Source organism: Brachybacterium zhongshanense, from assembly GCF_055385755.1.
In genome coordinates, this window is the sequence record NZ_AP043790.1 from 1,769,939 (window position 1) to 1,790,830 (window position 20,892).

Annotated in this window: 22 protein-coding genes; 5 read left to right on the forward strand and 17 right to left on the reverse strand. The window is 69.9% G+C overall.

From position 1 onward, the window contains the following. Window positions 1-27: 27 nt before the first annotated feature. Genes ACZ5AJ_RS08000 through ACZ5AJ_RS08015 form a run of 4 tightly spaced genes read left to right on the forward strand, consistent with a single transcriptional unit; the run spans window position 28 to window position 4,182 of the window. Entirely contained in the window at window positions 28-813 is a 786-nt protein-coding gene (locus ACZ5AJ_RS08000) for a (Fe-S)-binding protein (protein ID WP_464138575.1), read from the forward strand. After that, complete coding sequence (locus tag ACZ5AJ_RS08005; RefSeq protein ID WP_464138577.1) at window positions 810-2,366, forward strand: lactate utilization protein B; 1,557 nt, start codon at window positions 810-812, stop codon at window positions 2,364-2,366. The genes ACZ5AJ_RS08000 and ACZ5AJ_RS08005 overlap by 4 nt, the downstream gene beginning before the upstream one ends. Further along, on the forward strand, window positions 2,363-3,250 hold the full coding sequence (locus ACZ5AJ_RS08010; RefSeq protein ID WP_464138578.1) for a LutC/YkgG family protein: 888 nt from the start codon (window positions 2,363-2,365) through the stop codon (window positions 3,248-3,250). The genes ACZ5AJ_RS08005 and ACZ5AJ_RS08010 overlap by 4 nt, the downstream gene beginning before the upstream one ends. Next, window positions 3,247-4,182, forward strand: a complete 936-nt coding sequence (locus tag ACZ5AJ_RS08015) for an aldose 1-epimerase family protein (RefSeq protein ID WP_464138580.1) — start codon at window positions 3,247-3,249, stop codon at window positions 4,180-4,182. Before ACZ5AJ_RS08010 ends, ACZ5AJ_RS08015 begins: the two co-directional genes overlap by 4 nt. Before the next feature lie 92 nt (window positions 4,183-4,274). On the opposite strand, the gene ACZ5AJ_RS08020 is transcribed toward ACZ5AJ_RS08015, so the two are convergent. From ACZ5AJ_RS08020 to ACZ5AJ_RS08090, 15 genes are all read right to left on the reverse strand, one after another. Beyond that, entirely contained in the window at window positions 4,275-4,604 is a 330-nt protein-coding gene (locus ACZ5AJ_RS08020; RefSeq protein WP_464138581.1) for a histone-like nucleoid-structuring protein Lsr2, read from the reverse strand. Between the two features lie 147 nt (window positions 4,605-4,751). Then, on the reverse strand, window positions 4,752-4,925 hold the full coding sequence (locus ACZ5AJ_RS08025) for a hypothetical protein (RefSeq protein WP_464138582.1): 174 nt from the start codon (window positions 4,923-4,925) through the stop codon (window positions 4,752-4,754). Between the two features lie 3 nt (window positions 4,926-4,928). Then, window positions 4,929-6,437 carry a lysine--tRNA ligase gene (gene lysS / locus ACZ5AJ_RS08030; RefSeq protein WP_464138584.1) on the reverse strand — a complete coding sequence of 503 codons (1,509 nt, stop codon included), beginning with the start codon at window positions 6,435-6,437 and terminating at the stop codon, window positions 4,929-4,931. A gap of 43 nt (window positions 6,438-6,480) precedes the next feature. Next, on the reverse strand, window positions 6,481-7,368 hold the full coding sequence (panC, locus tag ACZ5AJ_RS08035) for a pantoate--beta-alanine ligase (RefSeq protein WP_464138585.1): 888 nt from the start codon (window positions 7,366-7,368) through the stop codon (window positions 6,481-6,483). Continuing rightward, entirely contained in the window at window positions 7,368-8,276 is a 909-nt protein-coding gene (locus ACZ5AJ_RS08040) for a Rossmann-like and DUF2520 domain-containing protein (RefSeq protein ID WP_464138587.1), read from the reverse strand. The genes panC and ACZ5AJ_RS08040 overlap by 1 nt, the downstream gene beginning before the upstream one ends. Further along, window positions 8,273-9,874 (reverse strand): PH domain-containing protein, encoded by a 1,602-nt coding sequence (locus ACZ5AJ_RS08045; RefSeq protein ID WP_464138588.1) that lies wholly within the window; start codon window positions 9,872-9,874, stop codon window positions 8,273-8,275. Before ACZ5AJ_RS08045 ends, ACZ5AJ_RS08040 begins: the two co-directional genes overlap by 4 nt. Next, window positions 9,871-10,404 (reverse strand): PH domain-containing protein, encoded by a 534-nt coding sequence (locus tag ACZ5AJ_RS08050; protein ID WP_464138589.1) that lies wholly within the window; start codon window positions 10,402-10,404, stop codon window positions 9,871-9,873. Before ACZ5AJ_RS08050 ends, ACZ5AJ_RS08045 begins: the two co-directional genes overlap by 4 nt. A 141-nt stretch (window positions 10,405-10,545) precedes the next feature. Continuing rightward, on the reverse strand, window positions 10,546-11,061 hold the full coding sequence (locus ACZ5AJ_RS08055) for a DUF3180 domain-containing protein (protein ID WP_464138591.1): 516 nt from the start codon (window positions 11,059-11,061) through the stop codon (window positions 10,546-10,548). After that, window positions 11,058-11,957, reverse strand: coding sequence for a 2-amino-4-hydroxy-6-hydroxymethyldihydropteridine diphosphokinase (folK, locus tag ACZ5AJ_RS08060; protein WP_464138592.1), 900 nt, complete (start codon window positions 11,955-11,957; stop codon window positions 11,058-11,060). Before folK ends, ACZ5AJ_RS08055 begins: the two co-directional genes overlap by 4 nt. Further along, window positions 11,954-12,805, reverse strand: coding sequence for a dihydropteroate synthase (gene folP, locus ACZ5AJ_RS08065; protein ID WP_464138594.1), 852 nt, complete (start codon window positions 12,803-12,805; stop codon window positions 11,954-11,956). The genes folK and folP overlap by 4 nt, the downstream gene beginning before the upstream one ends. A 5-nt stretch (window positions 12,806-12,810) precedes the next feature. After that, window positions 12,811-13,377: a GTP cyclohydrolase I FolE gene (folE, locus tag ACZ5AJ_RS08070; protein ID WP_464138595.1), complete on the reverse strand. Its 567-nt coding sequence runs from the start codon at window positions 13,375-13,377 to the stop codon at window positions 12,811-12,813. 2 nt (window positions 13,378-13,379) lie between these two features. Beyond that, a complete protein-coding gene (gene ftsH / locus ACZ5AJ_RS08075; RefSeq protein WP_464138596.1) occupies window positions 13,380-15,452 on the reverse strand; it encodes an ATP-dependent zinc metalloprotease FtsH in 2,073 nt (690 codons plus the stop codon). 12 nt (window positions 15,453-15,464) lie between these two features. Further along, window positions 15,465-16,019: a hypoxanthine phosphoribosyltransferase gene (gene hpt / locus ACZ5AJ_RS08080; RefSeq protein WP_464138598.1), complete on the reverse strand. Its 555-nt coding sequence runs from the start codon at window positions 16,017-16,019 to the stop codon at window positions 15,465-15,467. Window positions 16,020-16,061: 42 nt separating this feature from the next. Further along, window positions 16,062-17,165 (reverse strand): tRNA lysidine(34) synthetase TilS, encoded by a 1,104-nt coding sequence (tilS, locus tag ACZ5AJ_RS08085; RefSeq protein WP_464138599.1) that lies wholly within the window; start codon window positions 17,163-17,165, stop codon window positions 16,062-16,064. Then, the gene (locus ACZ5AJ_RS08090) at window positions 17,165-18,565 is read right to left on the reverse strand and encodes a D-alanyl-D-alanine carboxypeptidase/D-alanyl-D-alanine-endopeptidase (RefSeq protein WP_464138600.1); all 1,401 of its coding nucleotides are present in this window, start codon (window positions 18,563-18,565) and stop codon (window positions 17,165-17,167) included. The genes tilS and ACZ5AJ_RS08090 overlap by 1 nt, the downstream gene beginning before the upstream one ends. A 69-nt stretch (window positions 18,566-18,634) precedes the next feature. Here ACZ5AJ_RS08090 and ACZ5AJ_RS08095 point away from each other — a divergent pair, with 69 nt between their 5' ends. Beyond that, on the forward strand, window positions 18,635-19,147 hold the full coding sequence (locus tag ACZ5AJ_RS08095; RefSeq protein ID WP_464138602.1) for an inorganic diphosphatase: 513 nt from the start codon (window positions 18,635-18,637) through the stop codon (window positions 19,145-19,147). 97 nt (window positions 19,148-19,244) lie between these two features. On the opposite strand, the gene ACZ5AJ_RS08100 is transcribed toward ACZ5AJ_RS08095, so the two are convergent. After that, window positions 19,245-19,967 (reverse strand): hypothetical protein, encoded by a 723-nt coding sequence (locus ACZ5AJ_RS08100; RefSeq protein WP_464138603.1) that lies wholly within the window; start codon window positions 19,965-19,967, stop codon window positions 19,245-19,247. Next, complete coding sequence (locus ACZ5AJ_RS08105; protein ID WP_464138604.1) at window positions 19,964-20,731, reverse strand: peptide deformylase; 768 nt, start codon at window positions 20,729-20,731, stop codon at window positions 19,964-19,966. Before ACZ5AJ_RS08105 ends, ACZ5AJ_RS08100 begins: the two co-directional genes overlap by 4 nt. Window positions 20,732-20,892 lie beyond the last annotated feature (161 nt).

Sequence of the window (20,892 nt, forward strand, 5' to 3'; positions counted from 1 at the left end):
AGCGCCGCGGACCTGGAAGAGACACCGATGAGAATCTCCTTGATGACGACCTGCCTGGTCGACGTGATGGCGCCCGACGTCGCGAAGTCCACGGTGCGGCTCCTCGAGCGCCTGGGCCACGAGGTCGTGTTCGAGCGCCGCCAGACCTGCTGCGGCCAGATGCACACCAACACCGGCTACTACACGGAGGCGGCACCCGTGGTGCGCAGCTTCGTGGACACCTTCGAGCCGACCCTCGATCGGATCGACGCGATCGTCATGCCCTCGGGATCGTGCGCAGGCTGCGTGCGCGAGCAGCACCGGCTGGTCGCCCAGCACGAGGGCGATGCCGAGCTCGAGGAGCGCTCCGCGGCGGTGTCCGCGAAGACCTATGAGCTCTCCGAGCTGCTGATCGACGTCCTCAAGGTGACCGACGTCGGCGCCTACTTCCCTCACACGGTCACCTACCACCCCACCTGCCACTCGATGCGATTCCTGAAGGTCGGACCGAGACCGCTGAAGCTCCTTCGCGCCGTCGAGGGGATATCCGTGGTGAATCTGCCGGAGTCGGACACCTGCTGCGGCTTCGGGGGGACCTTCTCGGTGAAGAACGACGCCACCTCCGATGCGATGGTCACCGACAAGGCCGCCAACGTCGTCCGCTCCGGAGCCGACTACGTCGTCGCGGGCGATGCCTCGTGCCTGATGAACATCGGTGGGAAGCTGCATCGCACGGGCGCCGAGCCGCGTTCGATCCATCTCGCGCAGATCCTCGCGTCCACCCATGAGGAGCCGTTCGTCCCGTCGGAGACCATCCTGGGGAGGGCCTCATGACCACTGTCGACCTCGGCATGCCTGCGGTCCGTCCGCAGCACGCGTCCCCGTCGTCCCATCTGCGCGGTGCAGAATCCTTCCCGAAGGCTGCCCGCTCGGAGCTGCAGGACGAGACCCTGCGGTCCAACCTGCGCCATGCGACCACCACCATCCAGGCCAAGCGCGCCGGCGTGGTGCGCGAGGTCCGCGACTGGCAGAAGCTGCGGGATGCGGGCAGCGCCCTGAAGTGGCAGGTCACCGATCATCTGCCTGAGCTGCTGCTGCAGCTGGAGGAGTCGGTGCAGGCCGCGGGCGGCACCGTCCATTGGGCGCGCGACGCCGAGGAGGCCGGCGAGATCGTCACCTCCCTGGCGCTCGAGAGAGGCGCCCGCGAGATCCTCAAGGTCAAGTCCATGGCCACCCAGGAGATCGCGCTGAACGAGACGCTCGCCGCCGCGGGCATCCAGGCGATCGAGACCGACCTCGCCGAGCTGATCGTCCAGCTGGCCGACGACACCCCCTCGCACATCCTGGTGCCGGCGATCCACCGCAACCGCGCCGAGATCCGGGAGATCTTCCTCCGGGCCATGCCCGATCTGGATCCGTCGATCACCGACGACCCTGCTGAGCTCGCAGGGGCCGCCCGTCGGTTCCTGAGGGAGAAGTTCCTCGACATGCCCGGCTCCGTCGCCGTGTCCGGCGCGAACTTCGCCGTCGCCGACACGGGCACGCTGGTCGTCGTGGAGTCCGAGGGCAACGGTCGCATGTGCCTCACGCTCCCGAAGACCCTCATCTCCGTCGTCGGCATCGAGAAGATCGTCCCCAGCTTCCAGGATCTCGAGGTGTTCCTGCAGCTGCTGCCCCGCTCCTCCACCGGTGAGCGGATGAACCCGTACACGACCCTGTTCACCGGAGTCTCCGAGGGCGATGGGCCCGAGGAGTTCCACCTGGTGCTGCTGGACAACGGCCGCAGCTCGGTGCTCGAGGACCCGGAGGGCCGATCGGCACTGCACTGCATCCGCTGCTCCGCGTGCCTGAACGTGTGCCCCGTGTATGCACGAGCCGGCGGCCACGCCTACGGATCCACCTATCCCGGTCCGATCGGAGCCATCCTCTCACCGCAGCTGACGGGCACCACCGGCGAGGGCGACCCCAACAGCTCCCTGCCATATGCCTCGAGCCTCTGCGGCGCCTGCTACGACGTCTGCCCGGTGAAGATCAACATTCCCGAGATCCTCGTGCATCTCCGCGCCAAGGGCGTCGACGAGCGCCGCGGGCAGCGCGGGCAGTTCCACGGCCAGTGGGATCTTGCGATGAAGGGCGCGAGCTCGCTCATGTCCTCACCGCGCGCCTACGACACGGCCGTGCGCTCCGCCGGGACTCTCGCGAAGGCCCTGCCCGGCCGCAACATCGGCAAGCTCCCCGGGATCCTTCCAGTGATCCCCGGCTGGACGGACCATCGCGATCTGCCCAAGCCCGAGCAGTCCTTCCGCTCCTGGTGGGACAAGCGGGAGAAGGAGGGCGGCGCGCCCTCCGACGACGACGGGACGACGAACGGGAGCGAGCAGCGATGAGCAACCAGGCCTCCGCCCAGCAGCGCCCCCAGCGCACACCGGGCATGAGCGCGAAGGACGAGATCCTCGCGCGAGTGCGCAGCGCACTGGCCGTGCCGCGCCGCGACGCCGTCACCGAAGCGGACGACGTCCCCCGCGCCTACCAGCGGGCCGACGATCGTCAGGAGGTCAGGACGGATCCGACGAAGATCCGCGACGTCCTCGTCCAGCGCATCGAGGACTACAAGGCCACCGTTCACCGCACCACGCCGTCGAAGCTTCCCGAGACGATCGCAGAGGCGCTGTCCGGCGCCTCCACCGTCATCGTCCCGCCGGGGCTGCCGGGCACATGGACCTCACAGGTCGGCGCCGGCATCCGCGTCGACGACGGGTCGGCCGCACCTCGAGAGCTCGACGCGATCGACGCCGTGCTCACCGGCTGCCATACGGCCATCGCGATCACCGGCACCATCGTCCTGCGGGCCGATGGGATCGGCGGGCGGCGCGCCATCACACTGGTCCCGGACCACCATGTGGTCGTCGTCGAGTCCGAGCAGGTGGTGCTGGGTGTGCCCAAGGCGATCGAACGCATGGACGAGGACCCCCGCGCGGCGTGGACGATGATCTCGGGTCCGAGCGCCACCAGCGACATCGAGCTCTCCCGCGTCGAGGGAGTCCATGGCCCGCGAACGCTGGAGGTCATCCTCGTAGAGCCCGAGCCCGAGCCCGAGCCCGAGCCCGAGCCCGAGACGGAGCCTGAGTCGGACTCACGTCCTGACGCGCGCACCCGCCGCGACTCCACGGCGGACGCCTCACCGGGCGCCGACGTCCCCTCACAGTCCTCCGACGGGCCCTCGCAGGGACCCTCGGCGTCATCCCCGCAGAAGAAGGAACCCACCGCATGAGCGCTCCCTCCCCCACCCCCCGCGATCGCGGACGGCTCTTCACGCTGACCGCCGGCGACTACCGTGCCGAGATCTCCGCCGTCGGCGCCGTCGTGGAGTCGCTGACCATCGGCGGCCGGGACCTGCTGGTGCGCAACCCCGAGCAGGGCCCGATCCAGTTCTACCGCGGAGCGCTCGTGGCGCCCTGGCCCAACCGCATCGGTGACGGCCGGTACACCTGGGACGGCCAGGAGATCCAAGCTCCCATCAACGAGGTGGAGCGGAACACAGCCCTGCACGGGGTGGTCTCCTTCCAGACCTTCGAGGCGGTCTCCGAGCAGGCTGACGTGCTCGAGCTGCGCACCGAGATCTTCGCGAGCCCGGGATACCCCTTCCACCTGGAGCTGCGGGCGCGATTCTCCCTCGATGCGGAGAAGGGGCTGGAGACCGTCGTGACCGCCCGCAATCTCGGCGAGAAGGATGCACCCTACGGCGTCTGCCCCCACCCCTATCTCGTCGCAGGCGTCGACCGCCTGGATGAGTGGTCCCTCGAGGTGTCCGCGGGAACGGTCGTCACCGTCACCGAGGATCGTCTTCTTCCCACGGGAACCGCGCCGATCATCCCCGGCAGCGAGTTCGACTTCTCCTCGGCGCGCGTCATCGGCGATCTGTTCATCGACCATGCGTTCACCGACCTCGCCCGCGATGAGGACGGGCGCCTGCGCGTGACCGTGACCTCGACCCAGGGAACCGGTGCGGAGCTGACCTCGGGTCCCGAGTGCCCGTGGCTCCAGATCCACACCGGTGACCAGCCGGACCCGGCGATCGACCGACTGGGGCTAGCAGTCGAGCCGATGACCTGCCCTCCTGACGCCTTCCGCTCCGGCACCGACGTCGTCCGCCTCGCGCCGCAGGCGGAGCACACCGCCGCCTGGACCATCCGAGGCTGGTGACTCGACAGGGGACGACGACTCTCCGACAGCCCCATGAGGAAGGGCTCGTCACCGCCGGCGGCGGTGACGAGCCCTTCCTCATGGGGCTGTGATCAGGCGCCGTGGGCCTCCTCGTAGGCCTTGCGGATCGCACCTGCGACACGACCGCGATCCGGCACGTCATAGCCGTTCTCGCGAGCCCACTCACGGATGCGCGCGGAGTCGTTCGAGCCGGAGCGCGCCGTCGAGGTCCCGCGCTGGCGACGGCCACCGACACGGCGCGCCCGATCCGCCCATGCGCCGAGCTCGGAACGCAGCTTCAGCGCATTCTCCTCGGAGAGGTCGATCTCGTAGGCGACGCCGTCGAGCGCGAAGCTGACGGTCTCGTCAGCCTTCTCTCCATCGATGTCATCGATGAGCTCCACGAAAGTCTTCCGTGCCATGAAGGTACTCCCTATACGTCGGGTGCGATGTGCATCGCATGGTCGATCCGGTCGAGTCTTCGAGGGGGAATGATGCCCGACCGGTGCCGCCCAGTATGCACGGTAAATATAGAGAATTCAATCCGACACGGAGTTTCCTGTGGATTCTCAGGAATCGTCGGCACCGCCATGACGTGCACGATAATCGAGCTCGGCCTGCTTCTCAGCATCCCTGACATGGCGATCGCCACGCAGGATGGAGCGCATGGCGAACCAGAACGCGAGCCCTGTGAGGACCGGCGGGATCAGCGATGCCGCTTCGTACCAGAATCCAGATTCCATGTCTCAGCCCTCCGGCTTCACGAGCGGGAACAGGATCGTCTCGCGGATGCCCAGCCCGGTGATCGCCATGAGCAGACGATCGATGCCCATGCCCATCCCGCCGGTGGGCGGCAGCGCGAACTCCATGGCCTCCAGGAAGTCCTCGTCGAGTCGCATGGCCTCGTCATCTCCCTGCGCGGCCAGCCGTGCCTGCTGGGCGAAGCGCTCACGCTGGATGACGGGGTCCACGAGCTCCGAGTATCCGGTCGCGAGCTCGAACCCGCGCACGTACAGGTCCCACTTCTCGACCACGCCCGGGATGCTGCGATGGGCGCGGACCAGCGGACTGGTCTCGACGGGGAAGTCCCTGACGAAGGTCGGGAGATGGAGATGATCGGCGACCCGATGCTCGAAGAGCTCCTCCACGAGCTTTCCGTGGCCGAACTTCGGATGGTCAAGATCCAGGTCCAGCGAGTGCGCGATCTCCCGAAGGCGCTCGGGGGTGGTCTCCGGGGTGATCTCCTCCCCGAGAGACTCCGAGAGCGACCCGTACACGGTGATCGACCTCCACTGACCGGAGAGATCGTATTCGCTGCCGTCGGCCAGCGTCACGACCTGCGATCCTGTGGCCGCCTCGGCGGCCTCCTGCACGAGGGTGCGCGTGAGATCCCCGATCGAGTCGTAGTCGCCATAGGCCTGATACGCCTCGAGCATGGCGAATTCGGGCGAATGAGTGGAATCCGCACCCTCGTTCCGGAAGTTGCGGTTGATCTCGAAGACCCGCTCGAGACCGCCGACAGCGGCCCGCTTGAGGAACAGCTCCGGAGCGATGCGCAGGTAGAGATCCAGGTCGAAGGCGTTCATATGGGTCACGAACGGGCGCGCGGCCGCGCCCGACGGGACCACCTGCAGCATCGGTGTCTCCACCTCGACGAAGTCGCGACTCTCGAAGGAGGAGCGCAGAGCACGCATGACCGCGGCCCTCTGGCGCACGGCATCACGAGCCTCCTGGCGCACGATGAGGTCGACGTATCGGCGCCGCACCCGTGACTCCTCGCTCAGCCCGGCATGAAGCACCGGCAGCGGACGCACGGCCTTCGCCGCCATCTGCCAGGAGTCGGCGAAGATGCTCAGCTCCCCGCGGCGGGACGCCCCCACGCGTCCATGGAAGAACACGTGGTCGCCCAGGTCGACGTCGGCCTTGAGATCGGCCAGGCGATCGGCGCCGACCTCCGCGAGGGACAGCATGATCTGCAGCCTCGTGCCCTCCCCGTCTTGGACGGTGACGAAGGCGAGCTTGCCGGTGTTGCGCTGGAAGACCACTCGACCGGCCACGCCGACCACGTCCTGCGTCTCCTCCCCCGCCTGCAGGTGCGCATACTTCGCGCGGACCTCGGCGATGGTGGTCGTCACGGGGACGGAGACCGGGTAGGCCTCCTCGCCGCGGGCGAGCAGCCGCTCCCGCTTGGCCATGCGGACCGCGACCTGGTCGGAGGTGTCCGGCTGTTCGGGTGCAGGGGGGTTCTCGCTCATGGGGGAGATTGTCTCACTTGGGCCCTGGGGATCGCCGTCGCGGTCAGGGAGCTGTCACAGGGATTACAGCCGCGTCGATGAGCCTGGTCCCCTCGACCCGTGCTGCGAGCACGATGATCGTCTCCCCGCGGTGCTCCGCTGAGATCTCCTCAAGGGTCACAGGATCCACCGCCAGTGCGTAGTCCCAGTCCACGGCGCCGTCCCTCAGCGCCTCCTGGAGAGCGCCGAGGACCCTTCGTGCCGAGGGAGCGGCCTGCTGCGCGGCGACGACGGTCCGCGAGAGGGCGAGAGCCCGCCGACGTCCGTCCTCGCTGAGATAGGCGTTGCGGCTCGATCGGGCCAGGCCTGAGGGCTCACGCTGGATGTCCACCGCCTCGATGCGCACGGGAAGATCGAGGTCGGCGACCAGCCGGGTGATGATGGCCAGCTGCTGAGCGTCCTTGCGACCGAAGACGGCGACATCGGGGGCCGTGAGCATCAGGACCTTCGCGACGACGGTGACCACCCCGTCGAAGTGCCCGGGGCGCGCCGCCCCTTCGAGCACGGTCCCGGCCCGCCCTGCGGTCACCGAGACCGTCGGGGGCAGGACCGGATACATCTCCTCCACGGACGGGGCGAAGACGGCATCGACGAGGCCATCGACGAGGCCGACGTCGGCGTCGAGGTCGCGCGGATAGGCCTCGTAGTCCTCGCCGGGCCCGAACTGGAGCGGGTTCACGAAGTCGCTCAGGATCACGTGATCGGCGATCTCGCGGGCCCGGTGGACGAGGGCGAGGTGCCCCTCGTGGAGGGCGCCCATGGTCATCACCAGGCCGACGCTCCCGTCGAGACCCTGGCGCAGCGCCCGCACCTGCTCCTTCGTCGTCAGGACGCGGGTGGTGCGGTCCACGGCATGCCGGGCAGAGCGGGCGAGATCCTTCTCGCGGGTCATCAGGACTCCTCCATCGATCGAGGATCCTCGAGCAGTGCACGGATCTGCTGCTCGAGGATCGGGTCGAGGCCCGAGCGGCGCAATGCTGCCAGGGCGAGCGTGCGGTAGACGGCCTCGACGTCGCGCGGCGAACCGGGGACGGCCGTGCGGTCGAGGTCCTCGAGAGCGCCCAGGTGCGCGGCGATCGTCCCGCTGTCACCGCGCATCACCGGTCCGGTCAGCGCCTTCGCCCCGCGCCGGAGGGACTCCTCGAGGGCCGCCTCCAGGAGCGGGCGCAGGTAAGCACCGGGATCCTCGAAACCCAGCCGCTCAAGGGACTCGCGGGCCTGGTCGACCAGCACCACGAGATGGTTCGCCCCATGGGCGAGAGCCGCGTGGTAGAGCGGCCGGTCCGCCTCCGCGAGGACCACCGCCTCTCCTCCGAGCTCGACCACGAGCGCGGCGGCGACGGGCAGGTAGGTCTCCTCCGCGGTGACGGCCATGGGGCACCCGATCAGCCGAGGGAGGTCCTGCGCGGTGCCGGTGAAGGTCATCGCGGGATGGATCGCGAGGGTCGCACAGCCCGCCTCAGCGAGCGGCGCGAGCGCCCCGATCCCATGCAGGCCGGAGGTGTGCACCACGAGCTGGCCACCCGGAGCCAGGCCGGTCGAGGCGATGCCTGCCGCAAGAGGGGCGAGCTGGTCGTCGGGCACCGCCAGCAGCAGCATCTCGCTGCGCTCGACGATCCTCTCCACGTCCAGCAGCGGCACACCCGGCAGCAGCTGAGCAGCACGTTCGCGGGAGGCGTCCGAGACCGCATAGGCACCGGTGATCGCGTGGCCCTCGGCGCGCAGAGCTGCGCCGAGCACCGCTCCGACCCGCCCGGCGCCGATCACTCCGATGCCCAGGCGAGGCGCGGACGGGCTCATGCCGCCCCCTCCGGTGCCGGTTCCGCGCCGGCGAGCGCGGGACTGGCCCAGGAGCTCCTATCGCGATACCGGCGGGAGGAGGCGGCATCCGGCGCGAGGACCGAGTGCAGCTCGATCGCTCCCTCCCGCGGGAGGGAGCTGAGCAGAAGGCTCTCGCCCGCCACCGCGACCGTCAGGTCGAGCGCTCCGAGTCGTCGCGAGAGCGGACCATCGGCGATGGTCAGCTGCTGGATGCGGTCGCGGGGCACGATCTCCAGGGTACGTCCCAGGATCCCTCGGCGTCGCACGACGGCTCCGGGCAGGAGAACGGTGACGTGGGTGCGCCGCATGATCCACTGGAGCCGATGCGGGGCCCTCCACCCGGGGATCGAGCGCGCCGGTGCGGTGAGGAGATGCTCGATGGTCGCGAGATCATCGTCCGTTCCCAGCGGCGGTGCGAGATGCCCGAGCGTGAGGGCGAGCTCCTCCCTGGATCCCACCGGCAGGACGCTGCGGGCGCCGGTGTCCTCGGCGTCGTCGATGCCGGCGACGGTCGCGGAGACCGCGGTCCAGTCCGGAGTCCGCCATAGCAGGGGGCGGGAGACCTCGAACATCTGGATCCTCCCGGCCGCGATGTTGTCCGTCCGCGTGTTCATCAGTCCCCGGCGCATGCGCAGGCCGCTCTCGGAGATCCGGGAGACGAACCCCCAGCCCGCCTCGATGCGCCCGAGGACGTATCTCGGGAGAGCGATGACGGCGGGAACGAGCGCGATCACCATGGCGAGGCTCGCCCCCTCCTGCCAGATCGCGACGCCCACCGCGACGGCGACGCCCGCGGCGCTGGCGAGGGTCCCCGCCAGGAATCCGGGGTCCCGGACGAGGGATCGCAGCAGACGCTCCGTGGGGATCTCGGCGATCGGTTCGCCGTCGGTGACGCCGTCGATCATCATCTCGCGCAGATGCTCGCGCATGCCGGGCTGGGGCGCCTCGCCCGACCGGACGTCTGCTGCGCTCGCCGCTCCCTCGGCCGCTGCGCTCTCCGCTCCCCCGTCGGAGCCGGCCTCCGCCTCCGATGTACGTTCGCTGATCCTGCTCTCCGTCGGATCCGAGTCGTCCTCGGACGTCGGTGCGGTCTCCGATGCGGGTTCGGCCGACGCAGAGGAGGCGACGTGCAGGATCCTCCGGCGGAGCGCCTCGGCGTCCTCTGCGGTCACGTAGCGGATGTCCAGGTGGGAGTCGCCACCGCCGGCGACCTCGATGCGCACCTTCGCGAGCCCTGCCAGACGTGCGATGAGCGGCCGCTCCACGGAGACGGACTCGATGCGGGAACGGGGCGCGAACTCCCTGCTGCGGCTGAGCAGTCCGCTGTGCAGCGCCACCCCCTCGTCGTCGACCGCGTAGCTGGTGCGGCGCCAGGAGACCAGGGAGACCAGGACGGCGATCACGACGACGGCGGCCAGCAGGCCGATGCCGATGAGCGCGCGCCGCACGGTGAAGTCCTGCAGGAGGGTCGCGAGGTTCTGGGCGGTGATCACGGCGACCACTCCGACGACGATCCGCCATCCGGTCAGCAGCGGCGTGATCGGGTGGGTGCGCCGATGCCCCTCGGGAAGGCTCACAGCGCCGCCATCCGCTCGATCCCGCGCTCGGTGAGCAGCTCGCGCAGACGCTCCGCCTCCTCGCGAGGGAGTCCGGAGAGCGACTCGGTGCCCGTGTCCGAGGCCGTGCTGAGCGTCAGGGAGGCCAGACCGTAGCGGCGCTGGATCGGACCCTCGTCGATCGTGACGGACTGGATCCGTCCGTAGGGCACGGTGACGATGCTGCGGAACAGGATCCCCGAGGCGATGACGAGCTCCTCCTCGCCGTCCAGGTAGCCCCTGGCACGGACCCGTCTCCCGGTGAGGGCGAGCCCCTGAGCGCTCAGGATCAGCGGCACGATCGCGATCAGTGCGAGCCACCACCAGGAGGTGAGGACGGCGCCGACGATCGATCCGGCGATCATGAGCAGCCCGATCAGGTGGAAGGGGAGCACGGAGAGGTGATGGGCGCGGATCTGCCGGGGAGAGATGGGCCGCAGACCCACCGCATCGAGTCGGCCGTCGGTCAGGCGCGCGCGGGCATGCGTGTCGGGTCCGGGGGGTTGGTCCATGGGGACATCGTGGCATCCCGACCGTCGTCCTGCTTCCCTCGGAGGTCGCGCTGTCGCCGACGGAAGTCGCACGATGTCCGAGGGAGGTCGCACCGTCCCGCGCACCGTCCCGGGCCGAGAGCTGAGTGCGCCCGCGCCCCCTCACGACTCCGCGCCGGCCTCCTCGTGCCCGGGTTCGCCCTGGCCGTCCTGCGGCGGCAGGGTGCCCCAGTGCTCGACGACCACGCCGAGCACTCCCAGAGCCACGCCGCAGATGGCGGCACCAGCGGTCGGCAGCACGCCGGTGACGAGGTCTCCGATGCCGGATCCGATCAGATAGAGCGTCTGGCCCGAGAAGATCCCGCCGACGACGGCGCCGGTGCAGGCGCAGGCGCGGGCGAGCAGCACCGTGCGGAAGGCCGTGGGCATGTCGATCTGATGGCGACGCGGCGCGAGGGTGGGCGTCCTCTCCCGCTCAGCGGACTCCAGCATGTAGCGGCGCAGCGGGATTCCCCGCGCCAGGAGGACTCCGATCATCGCCAGGAGCACGAGCGACGTCAGCCAGCCGCCGAGCGGCAGGACGAGCCCGCGTGAGGCGATCAGCGCCAGCAGCTGCGCGCCGAGGCCGGCGCTGATCACGGCGACCAGCACCAGCACCGGGATGTTCAGCGGCTTCATGGCCGGTCGAATCCTGCGATCCTCGGGCCGGGACGCAGTCCGTCCCGGTCGGCGGCACGTTCCAGCAGGGCTCCCACGGTGCCATGCCCGTCGAGCTCGGCACCGGGACGGGCGGCATGCCATGGGCCCAGGACGAAGGCGCGCTCGTGGGCGCGCGGATGCGGGAGCGTGAGATCCGGATCGTCGGAGACGACCTCGCCGTAGACGATGACGTCGACGTCGAGGGTCCGCGGTCCCCAGCGCACCAGGCGCTCCCGTCGCGCGTCGCGCTCGGCGCGGTGGCAGACCTCGAGCAGGGCGAAAGGCGCGAGCACGGTGCGCACACCGATCACCGAGTTCAGGAATGCTCCCTGATCGTCGGGCCCGCCGACGGGCTCGGTCTCGAGAACGGGGCCGGTCCACTCGAGATCGATCCCATCGGCCTGCGAGATGATCTCCAGCGCCCGCTCGAGGTGACTCTCGCGATCGCCCAGGTTGGTACCCAGGGCCAGCACGGCCTCGACAGGCGCGGCATCGCGGACCACGCGCACGCGCACGTCACCGACAGGGAGCCCGACGGGTGCGGACGGCTTGTGGACGACGACCTCGATGCGCCGCACCGTCGGATGCCCGACGCCGGACAGGATCCGCTCGGCGATCCGCTCGGCAAGCGTCTCGACGAGGTCGTGAGGGCCACCGGCGATCTCCTCGCGGATCTCGGCGGCGACCTGGGCGTAGTTGACGGTGCGCGAGAGGGCGTCGGAGCGTCCGGCGGCGGCGGTGGACAGATGCAGGACCGCATCGACCGAGAACTGCTGGCCGATCTGCTTCTCCTGCTCGAGCACGCCGTGGTGCCCCCACTCGCGGATCCCGATGACCTCGATGCGGTCCGGTGCGCTGGAGGTCGAGCGGATCATGGGCGTCGGCTCCTTCGGAGGCGGTCGCCGACACGGACGGCGGCGAGAGTGGGCGGGACCGAGTGAACGCGCACCGCCCACGCTCCGCGCTGTGCGGAGTACTCGCTGATGGCGGCTGTGGCGGCGTCGCGGTCGACGCCGAGAGCGGAGACGAAGCGCTTCCGCGAGGCGCCGATCAGGATCGGGAGCCCGTGCTCGGCGATCGGTTCCCAGTTCGCCAGCAGCTCCCAGTTCTGCTCTCCGGTCTTGGAGAAGCCGAGCCCGGGGTCGACCACGAGGAAGCGATCCTCGACACCGGCTTCGCGCAGCGCGCGCAGGCGCTCCTCGAGCTCATCGGCGCTCTCATGCGCGACGTCGTCGTACACGGCCAGCTCGTTCATGACGTCGCTGTGGCCGCGCCAGTGCATCGCGATGAAGACCGGCGGAGTGCCCAGGCGAGTGCGCAGCCGTGCGACCTCGGTGCCCATGTCCTGGTCGGCGCGGCCCGCGGAGACGTCGTTGACGATCATCGCGCCGGCCCGGATGCTGGCCACTGCGACCGATGCCCTCATGGTGTCCACACTGACGACGACGTCCTCGGCGGCGAGCGCTTCGACCACGGGGATCACTCGTCGCATCTCCTCGTCCTCGTCGACACGGGGTGCGCCCGGACGGGTGGACTCTCCGCCGACGTCGACGATGTCGGCTCCCTGGGAGACCAGCAGCCGTCCGTGCGCGATCGCCTCCGGCGCGCGATCGTGCTGCCCGCCGTCCGAGAAGGAGTCGGGCGTGACGTTCAGCACCCCCATCACGAGGGTGTCGTCCCGATCGAGATGCTCGGGCAGTCCCTGGGGCCGGCGCTGACCCATCGAACTCACCCCCTGTTGATGAGGCTCATCGCCTCGGCGCGGGTGCTCGAGCTCTCTCGGAGCATGCCCCGCACCGCCGAGGTGACGGTGCGGGCGCCTTCGGCCCGCACACCGCGCATGGACATGCACATGTGCTCGGCCTCGACGACGACGATCGCGCCCGCCGCGTCGATCTGCTCCATGAGGGCATCGGCGACCTGACTGGTGATGCGCTCCTGGACCTGCGGTCGCTTCGCATACACGTGCACGAGGCGGGCCAGCTTGCTCAGCCCTGTGACCTTTCCCCGGCCGGGGATGTAGCCGACGTGGGCGACTCCCATGAACGGCAGCAGATGATGCTCGCACATCGAGTGGAACCGGATGTCGCGCACCAGGACGAGCTCCTGGTGATCGATCTCGAAGGTCGTCGCGAGCGGCTCGTCGGCGTCCTGGTCCAGGCCCTGGAACACCTCGGCGTACATGCGGGCGACCCTCGCGGGGGTCTCCTGAAGGCCGTCGCGATCCGGGTCCTCGCCGACTGCGGCGAGGATCTCCCTCACAGCGGCGGCGACCCGCGGCTGGTCCACCGGCATGCTCAGCCCTCCGTCCTCTGGTCGCGATCGGAGCCGTCATGCCAGGGGGCGCCGGGGATGTCAGGGCCCTCACCGCCCGGGTGCGGAAGCTCCGGGGCGCCCGGATGCACCGGCTCGCCCGCGTCCTGCGACTCGGCACCGGTCGCAGTGGTCTGACCGCCGACCCGCGGGGCCTCCAGGACGGGACGCTGATCGCTGGACTGCCAGACCTCGCGCAGCGGACGCTTGCGCACATCCTTGAAGACCTCGGCGAGCTCGTGCTCGTTCAGGGTCTCCTTCTCGAGCAGCTGCTCGACCAGACGGTCCAGCACATGGCGATTGTCCACGATCACCGCCCAGGCCTCGTCCAGGGCGTTCTCGAGCAGGCGTCGGACCTCCTGGTCGATCAGGGAGGCGGTCTCGGCGCTGAACTGCGGGCCCTGCCCCTGCTGCATGCCCACGAAGACCTCGTCCTGGTCACCGGAGAGCGCGACCTGGCCAACGGCATCGCTCATTCCCAGCTGCATGACCATCGTCCGCGCGATCTTCGTCGCGTTCTGCAGATCGGAGCTGGGCCCTGTCGTGACGTCGTGGAAGATGCTCTCCTCCACGGCGTAGCCGCCCATCGCATAGGCGAGGCGGTCCAGCAGCTCATTGCGGGACTGGTAATTGCGGTCCTGGGTCGGCACCACCATCGTGTAGCCGCCGGCACGGCCGCGGGGAAGGATCGTCACCTTCGTGACGGGAGCGGAGTTGTTCAGCGCCGCTGCCACCAGGGCATGCCCGCCCTCGTGGTATGCGGTCATCTGGCGCTCGCGATCGGTCATGACCTTGGAGTACCGCTGCGGCCCCATGGAGACGCGATCGATGGCCTCGTCGAGGGCACGGTTGTCGATGATCTGGTTCCCGCTGCGCGCGGTGAGCAGCGCCGCCTCGTTGAGCACGTTGGCGAGATCCGCGCCGGACATGCCGATGGTGCGCCGCGCGACGGCCTCGAGGTCGACGTCGTGCGCGAGCGGCTTGCCCTTGGCGTGCACCGTCAGGATGTGCAGGCGTCCCTTGAGGTCCGGGGCCTCCACGGCGATCTGGCGATCGAAGCGGCCCGGACGCAGCAGAGCGGGGTCGAGGATGTCCACGCGGTTGGTGGCGGCGATGAGGATGACGTTCTGGTTCTCGTCGAACCCGTCCATCTCCACGAGCATCTGGTTCAGGGTCTGCTCGCGCTCATCGTGACCGCCGCCCATGCCGGCGCCGCGATGGCGGCCGACGGCGTCGATCTCATCGATGAAGATGATCGCGGGGGCGTTCTCCTTGGCGGTGGAGAAGAGGTCGCGGACGCGGCTCGCGCCGACGCCGACGAACATCTCGACGAAGTCGGAGCCGGAGATCGAGTAGAAGGGCACGTTGGCCTCGCCTGCGACGGCGCGCGCCAGCAGGGTCTTGCCCGTGCCGGGAGGGCCGTACAGGAGCACGCCCTTGGGGATCTTCGCTCCGACGGCCTGGTACTTCTCGGGCGCGACGAGGAACTGCTTGATCTCGTCGAGCTCCTCGACTGCCTCCTCGGCTCCGGCGACGTCGGCGAAGGTGACCTTGGGGGCCTCCTTGCTGAACAGCTTGGCCTTGGACTTGCCGAACTGCATGGCCTTGCCGCCGCCCTGCGCGTTCATGATGAGGAACCAGAACAGGCCGATGAAGATCAGCAGCGGCAGGAAGGAGACCAGCAGCGTCGACCACCAGGAGCTGCCGACCATCTCATCCGTGTAGCCCTGAGCCGGCTCTGCGGCGGAGACCGCAGCGACCACGTCGTCGGACCGGGCGGTCACGTAGGAGAAGCTGACCCTGGTGCCCTTGTCGGTGTCGTCGACGACGTAGGACTCGGTGAGGACGAGGTCCACACGCTGCTGATTGCCGTCGATGATCTTCGCCTGCTCGACGGTGCCGCCCTCGAGCAGCTCGAGACCCTGCTGGGTGTCGATCTGCTGATAGCCGTCACGGTTGAAGACGCCGATGAGAATGCTGATCAGCACGATCGCCACCAAGGACCAGATCGCGATGCTGACCAGGGGACGCTTGCGGGTGCTCGTGTTCTCCGCCATCTCAGTCCTCTCTCAGCCCTCGTAGACCGAGCGCTTGAGGACGCCCACGTACGGAAGGTTGCGGTAGTGCTCGGCGTAGTCCAGGCCGTAGCCGATCACGAAGTCGTTGGGTATGTCGAAGCCGACGTATCGCACGTCGATCTCGACGCGAGCCGCCTCGGGCTTGCGCAGCAGCGCACAGATCTCGACGCTCCGGGGCCCGCGCGAGCGCAGGTTGGAGATCAGCCACTTGAGCGTCAGGCCGGAGTCGATGACATCCTCGACGATCAGCACATGCCGATCGGTGATGTCGGTGCCGAGATCCTTGAGGATCCTCACCACGCCGGAGGACTTGGTGCCGGATCCGTAGGAGGACACGGCCATCCAGTCCATCTCCGTCTGGAGATCGATCGCCCGGGCGAGATCGGCCATGACCATCACCGCGCCCTTGAGGACCCCGACCAGGATCGGCGGCTCGTCCGCGTAGTCGTCGGCGATCGCGGCGCCGAGCTCGGCGATGCGATCCGCGATCTGCCGCTCGTCGAGCAGAACGCGCTCGACGTCGGGGTGGATGGGCGTAGATGGCACGCGGGTCTCCTCCGTGGGTGAGATGGGTGCGAACGCCGCGGCTCACGGATCCGTTCGGCGCCACACGAGCAGGCCGTCGCGGCGAGCGACCTCGATCCTACCCGGAACGCTCACCGCTGCCTGACCATGCCATGAGACGAGAAGTCCGTCGACGGCCAGCAGCTGCCGACGCAGCAGGGACTTGCCGGAACCGCCCGACGACCTGCCCATCCTGCCGTCGGCCTCGATGCGGGCGGCACGAGTGGCATCGCGGAGCACCCTCGTGCGCAGGGGAGCCGGAGCAGCCGCGAGGGCATGCGCGTCCAGCAGCAGCAGATCCCTCTCCTCGCGCCGCCCGGCACCGTCGCGTCGCAGCTGCTCCAGCAGCTCCCCCGCCTCCGCATCGAGATGCTCCACGTCCGGCCGCACCAGATCGGCGGTGCGGGCGAGGTTCTCGTCGATGTGGTCGCCCAGGATCTCCCGCAGCAGCGGGAGCGCCCGATGCCGGACACGGGCCCGGAGAAGGGTCTCGTCGGCGTTCATCGGGTCCTGCCACCACTCCAGATCGTGCAGGCGGCAGATCTCCTCGGTGTCGGCGCGACGGAGAGCGGTTGCCTCGTCACGGCCGCTGCCGAGGAAGGGCCGAAGCACTCCGTCGCGCTCTCGGGCGATACCGGCGAGCGCCCTCGGGCCGCCTCCGCGAGCCAGCCCCATGAGCACCTGCTCGGCCTGGTCGTCCAGGGTGTGGCCGAGCAGGAGCGCCAGTGCGCCCGTGTCCTCGACGCGAGCATCGAGGACTGAGCGGCGAGCGTCCCGAGCCGCGTTCTCGATGCCTCCCGGGGCATCTGCGTCCACGCGCACCGTGAGGACGATCGCTTCGGCTCCGAGGCGCTCGGCCTGGGTGCGGGCCCTCTCGGCGACGGACGCGGACTGCCCCGACAGACCGTGGTCGACGATCGCCGCCTCGACGGCGAGTCCCATGCGGGGCGCGACCCACTGCGCCGTCGCGAGCAGGGCGAGGGAGTCCGATCCCCCGCTCACGCCGACCACCAGACGCGGGGAGAGCCGCCCGGAGGAGGTGTCGTCGGCGAGCGCCTCGAGCCGCGAGGCGAGCGCCGCCCGCACGGCGAGCCGGGCCCGGGCGACGACCTGGGGAGGGCCCGCCATCACGCAGCCGCGACGATCTGAGCGGCCACGGCGTCCACGGCGGATCTCGCCTCCGCCGCATCGGCACCGTCGAAGCCGTGCACGACGATCGAGTAGCCGACGGTCCGTCCGTCAGCCATCACAGCGACCCCCGCGAGGGTCGCAGCACCGCCCAGGTAGCCGGTCTTCCCCCGGACGACCCCCCGCGCGGACTCGGTGCCCTCTGCACCGAAGCGCTCGGCCAGCGTGCCGGACAGACCCGCGATCGGGACGTCGTAGAGGATCTGCTCGAGCTGAGGGACGCTCCCCGAGGCGACCTCCCCGAGCACGGCCGCGAGCAGCGCCGGCGGGATCCGATCCTCTCGGGAGAGCCCTGAGCCGTCGTTGATGACGATCGACTCGAGATCGTCCTGCGCGACCCCGAGCTCCTTCCCGAGCTCGACGATCTCGGCGCGCACGGCGCCCGCCGCACCTTCCGGGGTCGTCGGCTCGCCCCTGCGCAGAGCGACCAGATGGGCGAGCATCTCGGCGGCGGTGTTGTCCGAGATCTGCAGGGTGCGGCGCACGATGTCGCCGAGCGGCTCGGACTCGACGGTCGCCTCTGCGGCGTCCTCCGGAGCCGTTCCCGAGGAGATGTCCCCCTCGACCTCGACACCCGCCTCCTCGAGCAGCGCGGCGAACAGCTCGGCGGCGTCTCCGGCCGGGTCGACGGACTTCGGTCCGTACTCCTCATCGTCGAGCCATCCCTCGTCGACGGCGAGGGCCGCCGTCGGCGCCACCCACCCGCCGGCGGTTCCGTTGTTCCCCCAGGCCGGGTTCTGGCCGCCGACGATCAGCGAGCTGTCCAGCACCAGGGAGACGCTCCCTCCGCCCTGCTGCTCGACGAGCTCCGCCGTCTGCTGGGCGAGGTCTCGGAGATCGCCCTCGGTGAGAGTCATGTCGCCCTCGCCGACGAGGGTCACTGTCCCGTCCGCCACGACGGCGCGCGTCGTGAGCGTCTCGTCGGCGTCGTAGAGACGCAGCGTCGCCGCGGCGGTCAGCAGCTTGAGGGTGGAGGCCGGGGTCCGGGCGGTGTCCGCGTCGCGCTCGGCGATGACCATGCCGGTCTCCGCATCGACCACGGAGAAGGCGAGGTTGCCTCCGACGACATCGAGGTCAGCCTGCGCATCCATGCGTTCCTGCAGGTCGGAGGCGAGCTCTGGGGAGACCTCCGCGGCTGTCGCCCCGGTGGGCACCGAGGCGCTCTCCCGCTCCCAGTCCTCGGCGACCGCGCGCGGCCCGGCCTCGGGGGTCGCCTGCGCGGATGCCACCGTGAGGACGCCGGGGAAGGCATCGGCCAGATCGCCGAGGACGTAGAAGCTGGCGGGGACGGCGATGCACAGGCCGATCGCGGTGTTCCGCCATATGCGCTCAGAGACCATGTCCCTCACGATAGAGTGTCGAGGTCAGAATCAATGCCCGCTAGGGGCGGAAGCAACGGAGCGGCTGTCGTGGAATTCGACGTGACCATCGAGATCCCTCGCGGGAATCGGAACAAGTACGAGGTGGACCACCACAACGGGCGCATCCGCCTGGACCGGATGCTGTTCACGGCGACGCGCTACCCGGACGACTACGGGTTCATCGAAGGGACGCTGGGCGAGGACGGGGACCCCCTGGACTGCCTGGTGCTGCTGGAGGAGCCCACGTTCCCCGGCTGTCTGATCCGCTGCCGCGCGCTCGGCATGTTCCGCATGCGGGACGAGGCCGGGGGCGACGACAAGATCGTGGCGGTGCCCGTCGGCGACCGGCGGCAGGTGCGTCGTCAGGAGCTCACCGACGTCTCGGAGTTCCATCGTCTGGAGATCCAGCACTTCTTCGAGGTCTACAAGGACCTCGAGCCCGGCAAGAGCGTCGAGGGCGCTCACTGGGAAGGTCGCAGCGATGCCGAGGCCGAGATCCGTCGCTCGTACGAGCGCGCGGTCGGCACCGAGCACGCCAATGAGTTCACCCAGACCACCTGATCGCGGGGACGGAGCGATCCGTCGATGAGGACGGCGCGGGCCCGGAGGAGATCCTCCGGGCCCGCGCCGTCATCGGTGTCCGACCCGGACGAGGTCCTCAGCCCTCCAGCGCGGCGCCCTGTCCGGCCAGCTCGCCTTCGATGGTCTCGGCCTGCGCGAAGATGTCCTCGAGCACCTCGATCACGGTGCGGCTGATCGCGCGGGCTCCGAAGCCGCCGATGGCAGCACCGATCCCGAACGGCAGCAGGCGGACCATCCACAGCTTCCCGCTGCGCGAGATCACGCGCTTGCGGACGTATCGCGAGACCTGCTTGCTGACGAACGTGGGGACGATGCCGCCCCCGCCGCCGAGCAGCGCGTTCCACTGCAGCCCCTGCTTGCCCATCGCCCGGGCCACGATCTCCGCGCCCCGCTCGCCGCTGAGGACGGCCATGAGGATCAGCCTTCGCGTCTCACGGTCGTCCATGTCGACCTCGTGGATCTCGGCCGTGGCGAGAGTCAGGAAGGCGCAGCTCTCGGCGAACGAGATGCCCTCTCCGACGGTCAGGCCGACGGCCACGGCCGTGCCGATGCCCGGCAGCGCCGCCGTGCCGCCGATGCCCGCGCCGGTGAGCGTGGACAGGGCGGTGAACCTCCGGTGGAGCGCGCTCAGCAGCTCCTCGCGGCTGGCATCGGGATGCTTGGACCGCAGACGACGCACGTAGGAGCGCGCGAGCGGGGCCTGCACCTTCAGGGCGGTGTCGATCAGGGAGAGCCAGCGGTCGTCGACCGGCTCCGGGCTCTCGGGCGCCGTCTCGGGCGTCGGGGCGCTCTGGTTCACCGGTGTGCTCCGTTCCTGGGGGTCGAGGTCAGGGACACGCTACCCTCGGCGGCTCCGAGCTCCTCGTCGGCGGTGTCGAGGACGACCTCCCCGGGCGCCAGCCGAGCGATGTCGCCCTCGAGGCCCAGCAGACGCACGGCGTCGGAGAGCTCGGCGTAGTGCGGGGCGTAGGAGGACTCGATGAAGGACCGCGGGACCGCCCGGTCGTGGCAGAGGGTGCCGTGCAGATGATCGGTCTCGTGCTGGAGGATGCGGGCGGTCCAGCCCACGAGCTCCTCATCGACCTCGCGAGGGGCTGCATCCGGTGCATCCGTGCGCACCTCATGCGCCCTCAGCCGCACTCGGCGCGACCGCGGCACGATCGACTGCCATCCGTCGACGGACAGGCAGCCCTCCCAGGCATGGACGGTCTCGGTGCCCATCTGCTCGATCCGCGGATCGAGCAGCGCACGCAGCGGAAGCGGACGACGCTCGAGCAGGTCGTCGTCCGCGTCCTCGCCGGGAGCGGTGCCATAGCGGTCCTCGACGACGATCAGGCGCAGCGGGATGCCGACCTGCGGTGCGGCCAGGCCCACCCCGGGAGCGCGCCGCATCGTGACCGTCATGGCTGCGATCAGCTCGGCCTGGAGCTCCGGATCGAGGCGCCCGACGGCGGGGGCCGATCGCCGCCGCAGCGCCGGATGCCCCGCCTGCACGATGCGCAGCGGGTCCTCCGGCGCGCCTCGACGGTCCAGGATCCTGCGGGTGAGTTCGGAGATGTCCACCCGGAGATTATCCATCGGTGGGGCTCGCTCGGGCCCCGTGCACCACCTGAGCGCCATCAGGGCGCGCGGCCTGCGGCGATGCCGCCCTGCACGGCGACGCGCGGAGATTTCTTGTCCGAACGACGTCAGATGGCGCGGAACACGTGAGAGTTCGGCTACAC

Coding starts and splice junctions, on each gene's coding strand:
- ACZ5AJ_RS08005 (WP_464138577.1), top strand. CDS start 810: ATGACCACTGTCGACCTCGGCATGCCTGCGGTCCGTCCGCAGCACGCG.
- panC (WP_464138585.1), bottom strand. CDS start 7,368: ATGACCCGCGAGAAGGATCTCGCCCGCTCTGCCCGGCATGCCGTGGAC.
- ACZ5AJ_RS08000 (WP_464138575.1), top strand. CDS start 28: ATGAGAATCTCCTTGATGACGACCTGCCTGGTCGACGTGATGGCGCCC.
- tilS (WP_464138599.1), bottom strand. CDS start 17,165: ATGGCGGGCCCTCCCCAGGTCGTCGCCCGGGCCCGGCTCGCCGTGCGG.
- ACZ5AJ_RS08055 (WP_464138591.1), bottom strand. CDS start 11,061: ATGAAGCCGCTGAACATCCCGGTGCTGGTGCTGGTCGCCGTGATCAGC.
- ACZ5AJ_RS08090 (WP_464138600.1), bottom strand. CDS start 18,565: ATGGTCTCTGAGCGCATATGGCGGAACACCGCGATCGGCCTGTGCATC.
- ACZ5AJ_RS08020 (WP_464138581.1), bottom strand. CDS start 4,604: ATGGCACGGAAGACTTTCGTGGAGCTCATCGATGACATCGATGGAGAG.
- folK (WP_464138592.1), bottom strand. CDS start 11,957: ATGATCCGCTCGACCTCCAGCGCACCGGACCGCATCGAGGTCATCGGG.
- ACZ5AJ_RS08025 (WP_464138582.1), bottom strand. CDS start 4,925: ATGGAATCTGGATTCTGGTACGAAGCGGCATCGCTGATCCCGCCGGTC.
- ACZ5AJ_RS08015 (WP_464138580.1), top strand. CDS start 3,247: ATGAGCGCTCCCTCCCCCACCCCCCGCGATCGCGGACGGCTCTTCACG.
- folE (WP_464138595.1), bottom strand. CDS start 13,377: ATGCCGGTGGACCAGCCGCGGGTCGCCGCCGCTGTGAGGGAGATCCTC.
- ACZ5AJ_RS08040 (WP_464138587.1), bottom strand. CDS start 8,276: ATGAGCCCGTCCGCGCCTCGCCTGGGCATCGGAGTGATCGGCGCCGGG.
- ACZ5AJ_RS08050 (WP_464138589.1), bottom strand. CDS start 10,404: ATGGACCAACCCCCCGGACCCGACACGCATGCCCGCGCGCGCCTGACC.
- folP (WP_464138594.1), bottom strand. CDS start 12,805: ATGGGTCAGCGCCGGCCCCAGGGACTGCCCGAGCATCTCGATCGGGAC.
- ACZ5AJ_RS08010 (WP_464138578.1), top strand. CDS start 2,363: ATGAGCAACCAGGCCTCCGCCCAGCAGCGCCCCCAGCGCACACCGGGC.
- ftsH (WP_464138596.1), bottom strand. CDS start 15,452: ATGGCGGAGAACACGAGCACCCGCAAGCGTCCCCTGGTCAGCATCGCG.
- lysS (WP_464138584.1), bottom strand. CDS start 6,437: ATGAGCGAGAACCCCCCTGCACCCGAACAGCCGGACACCTCCGACCAG.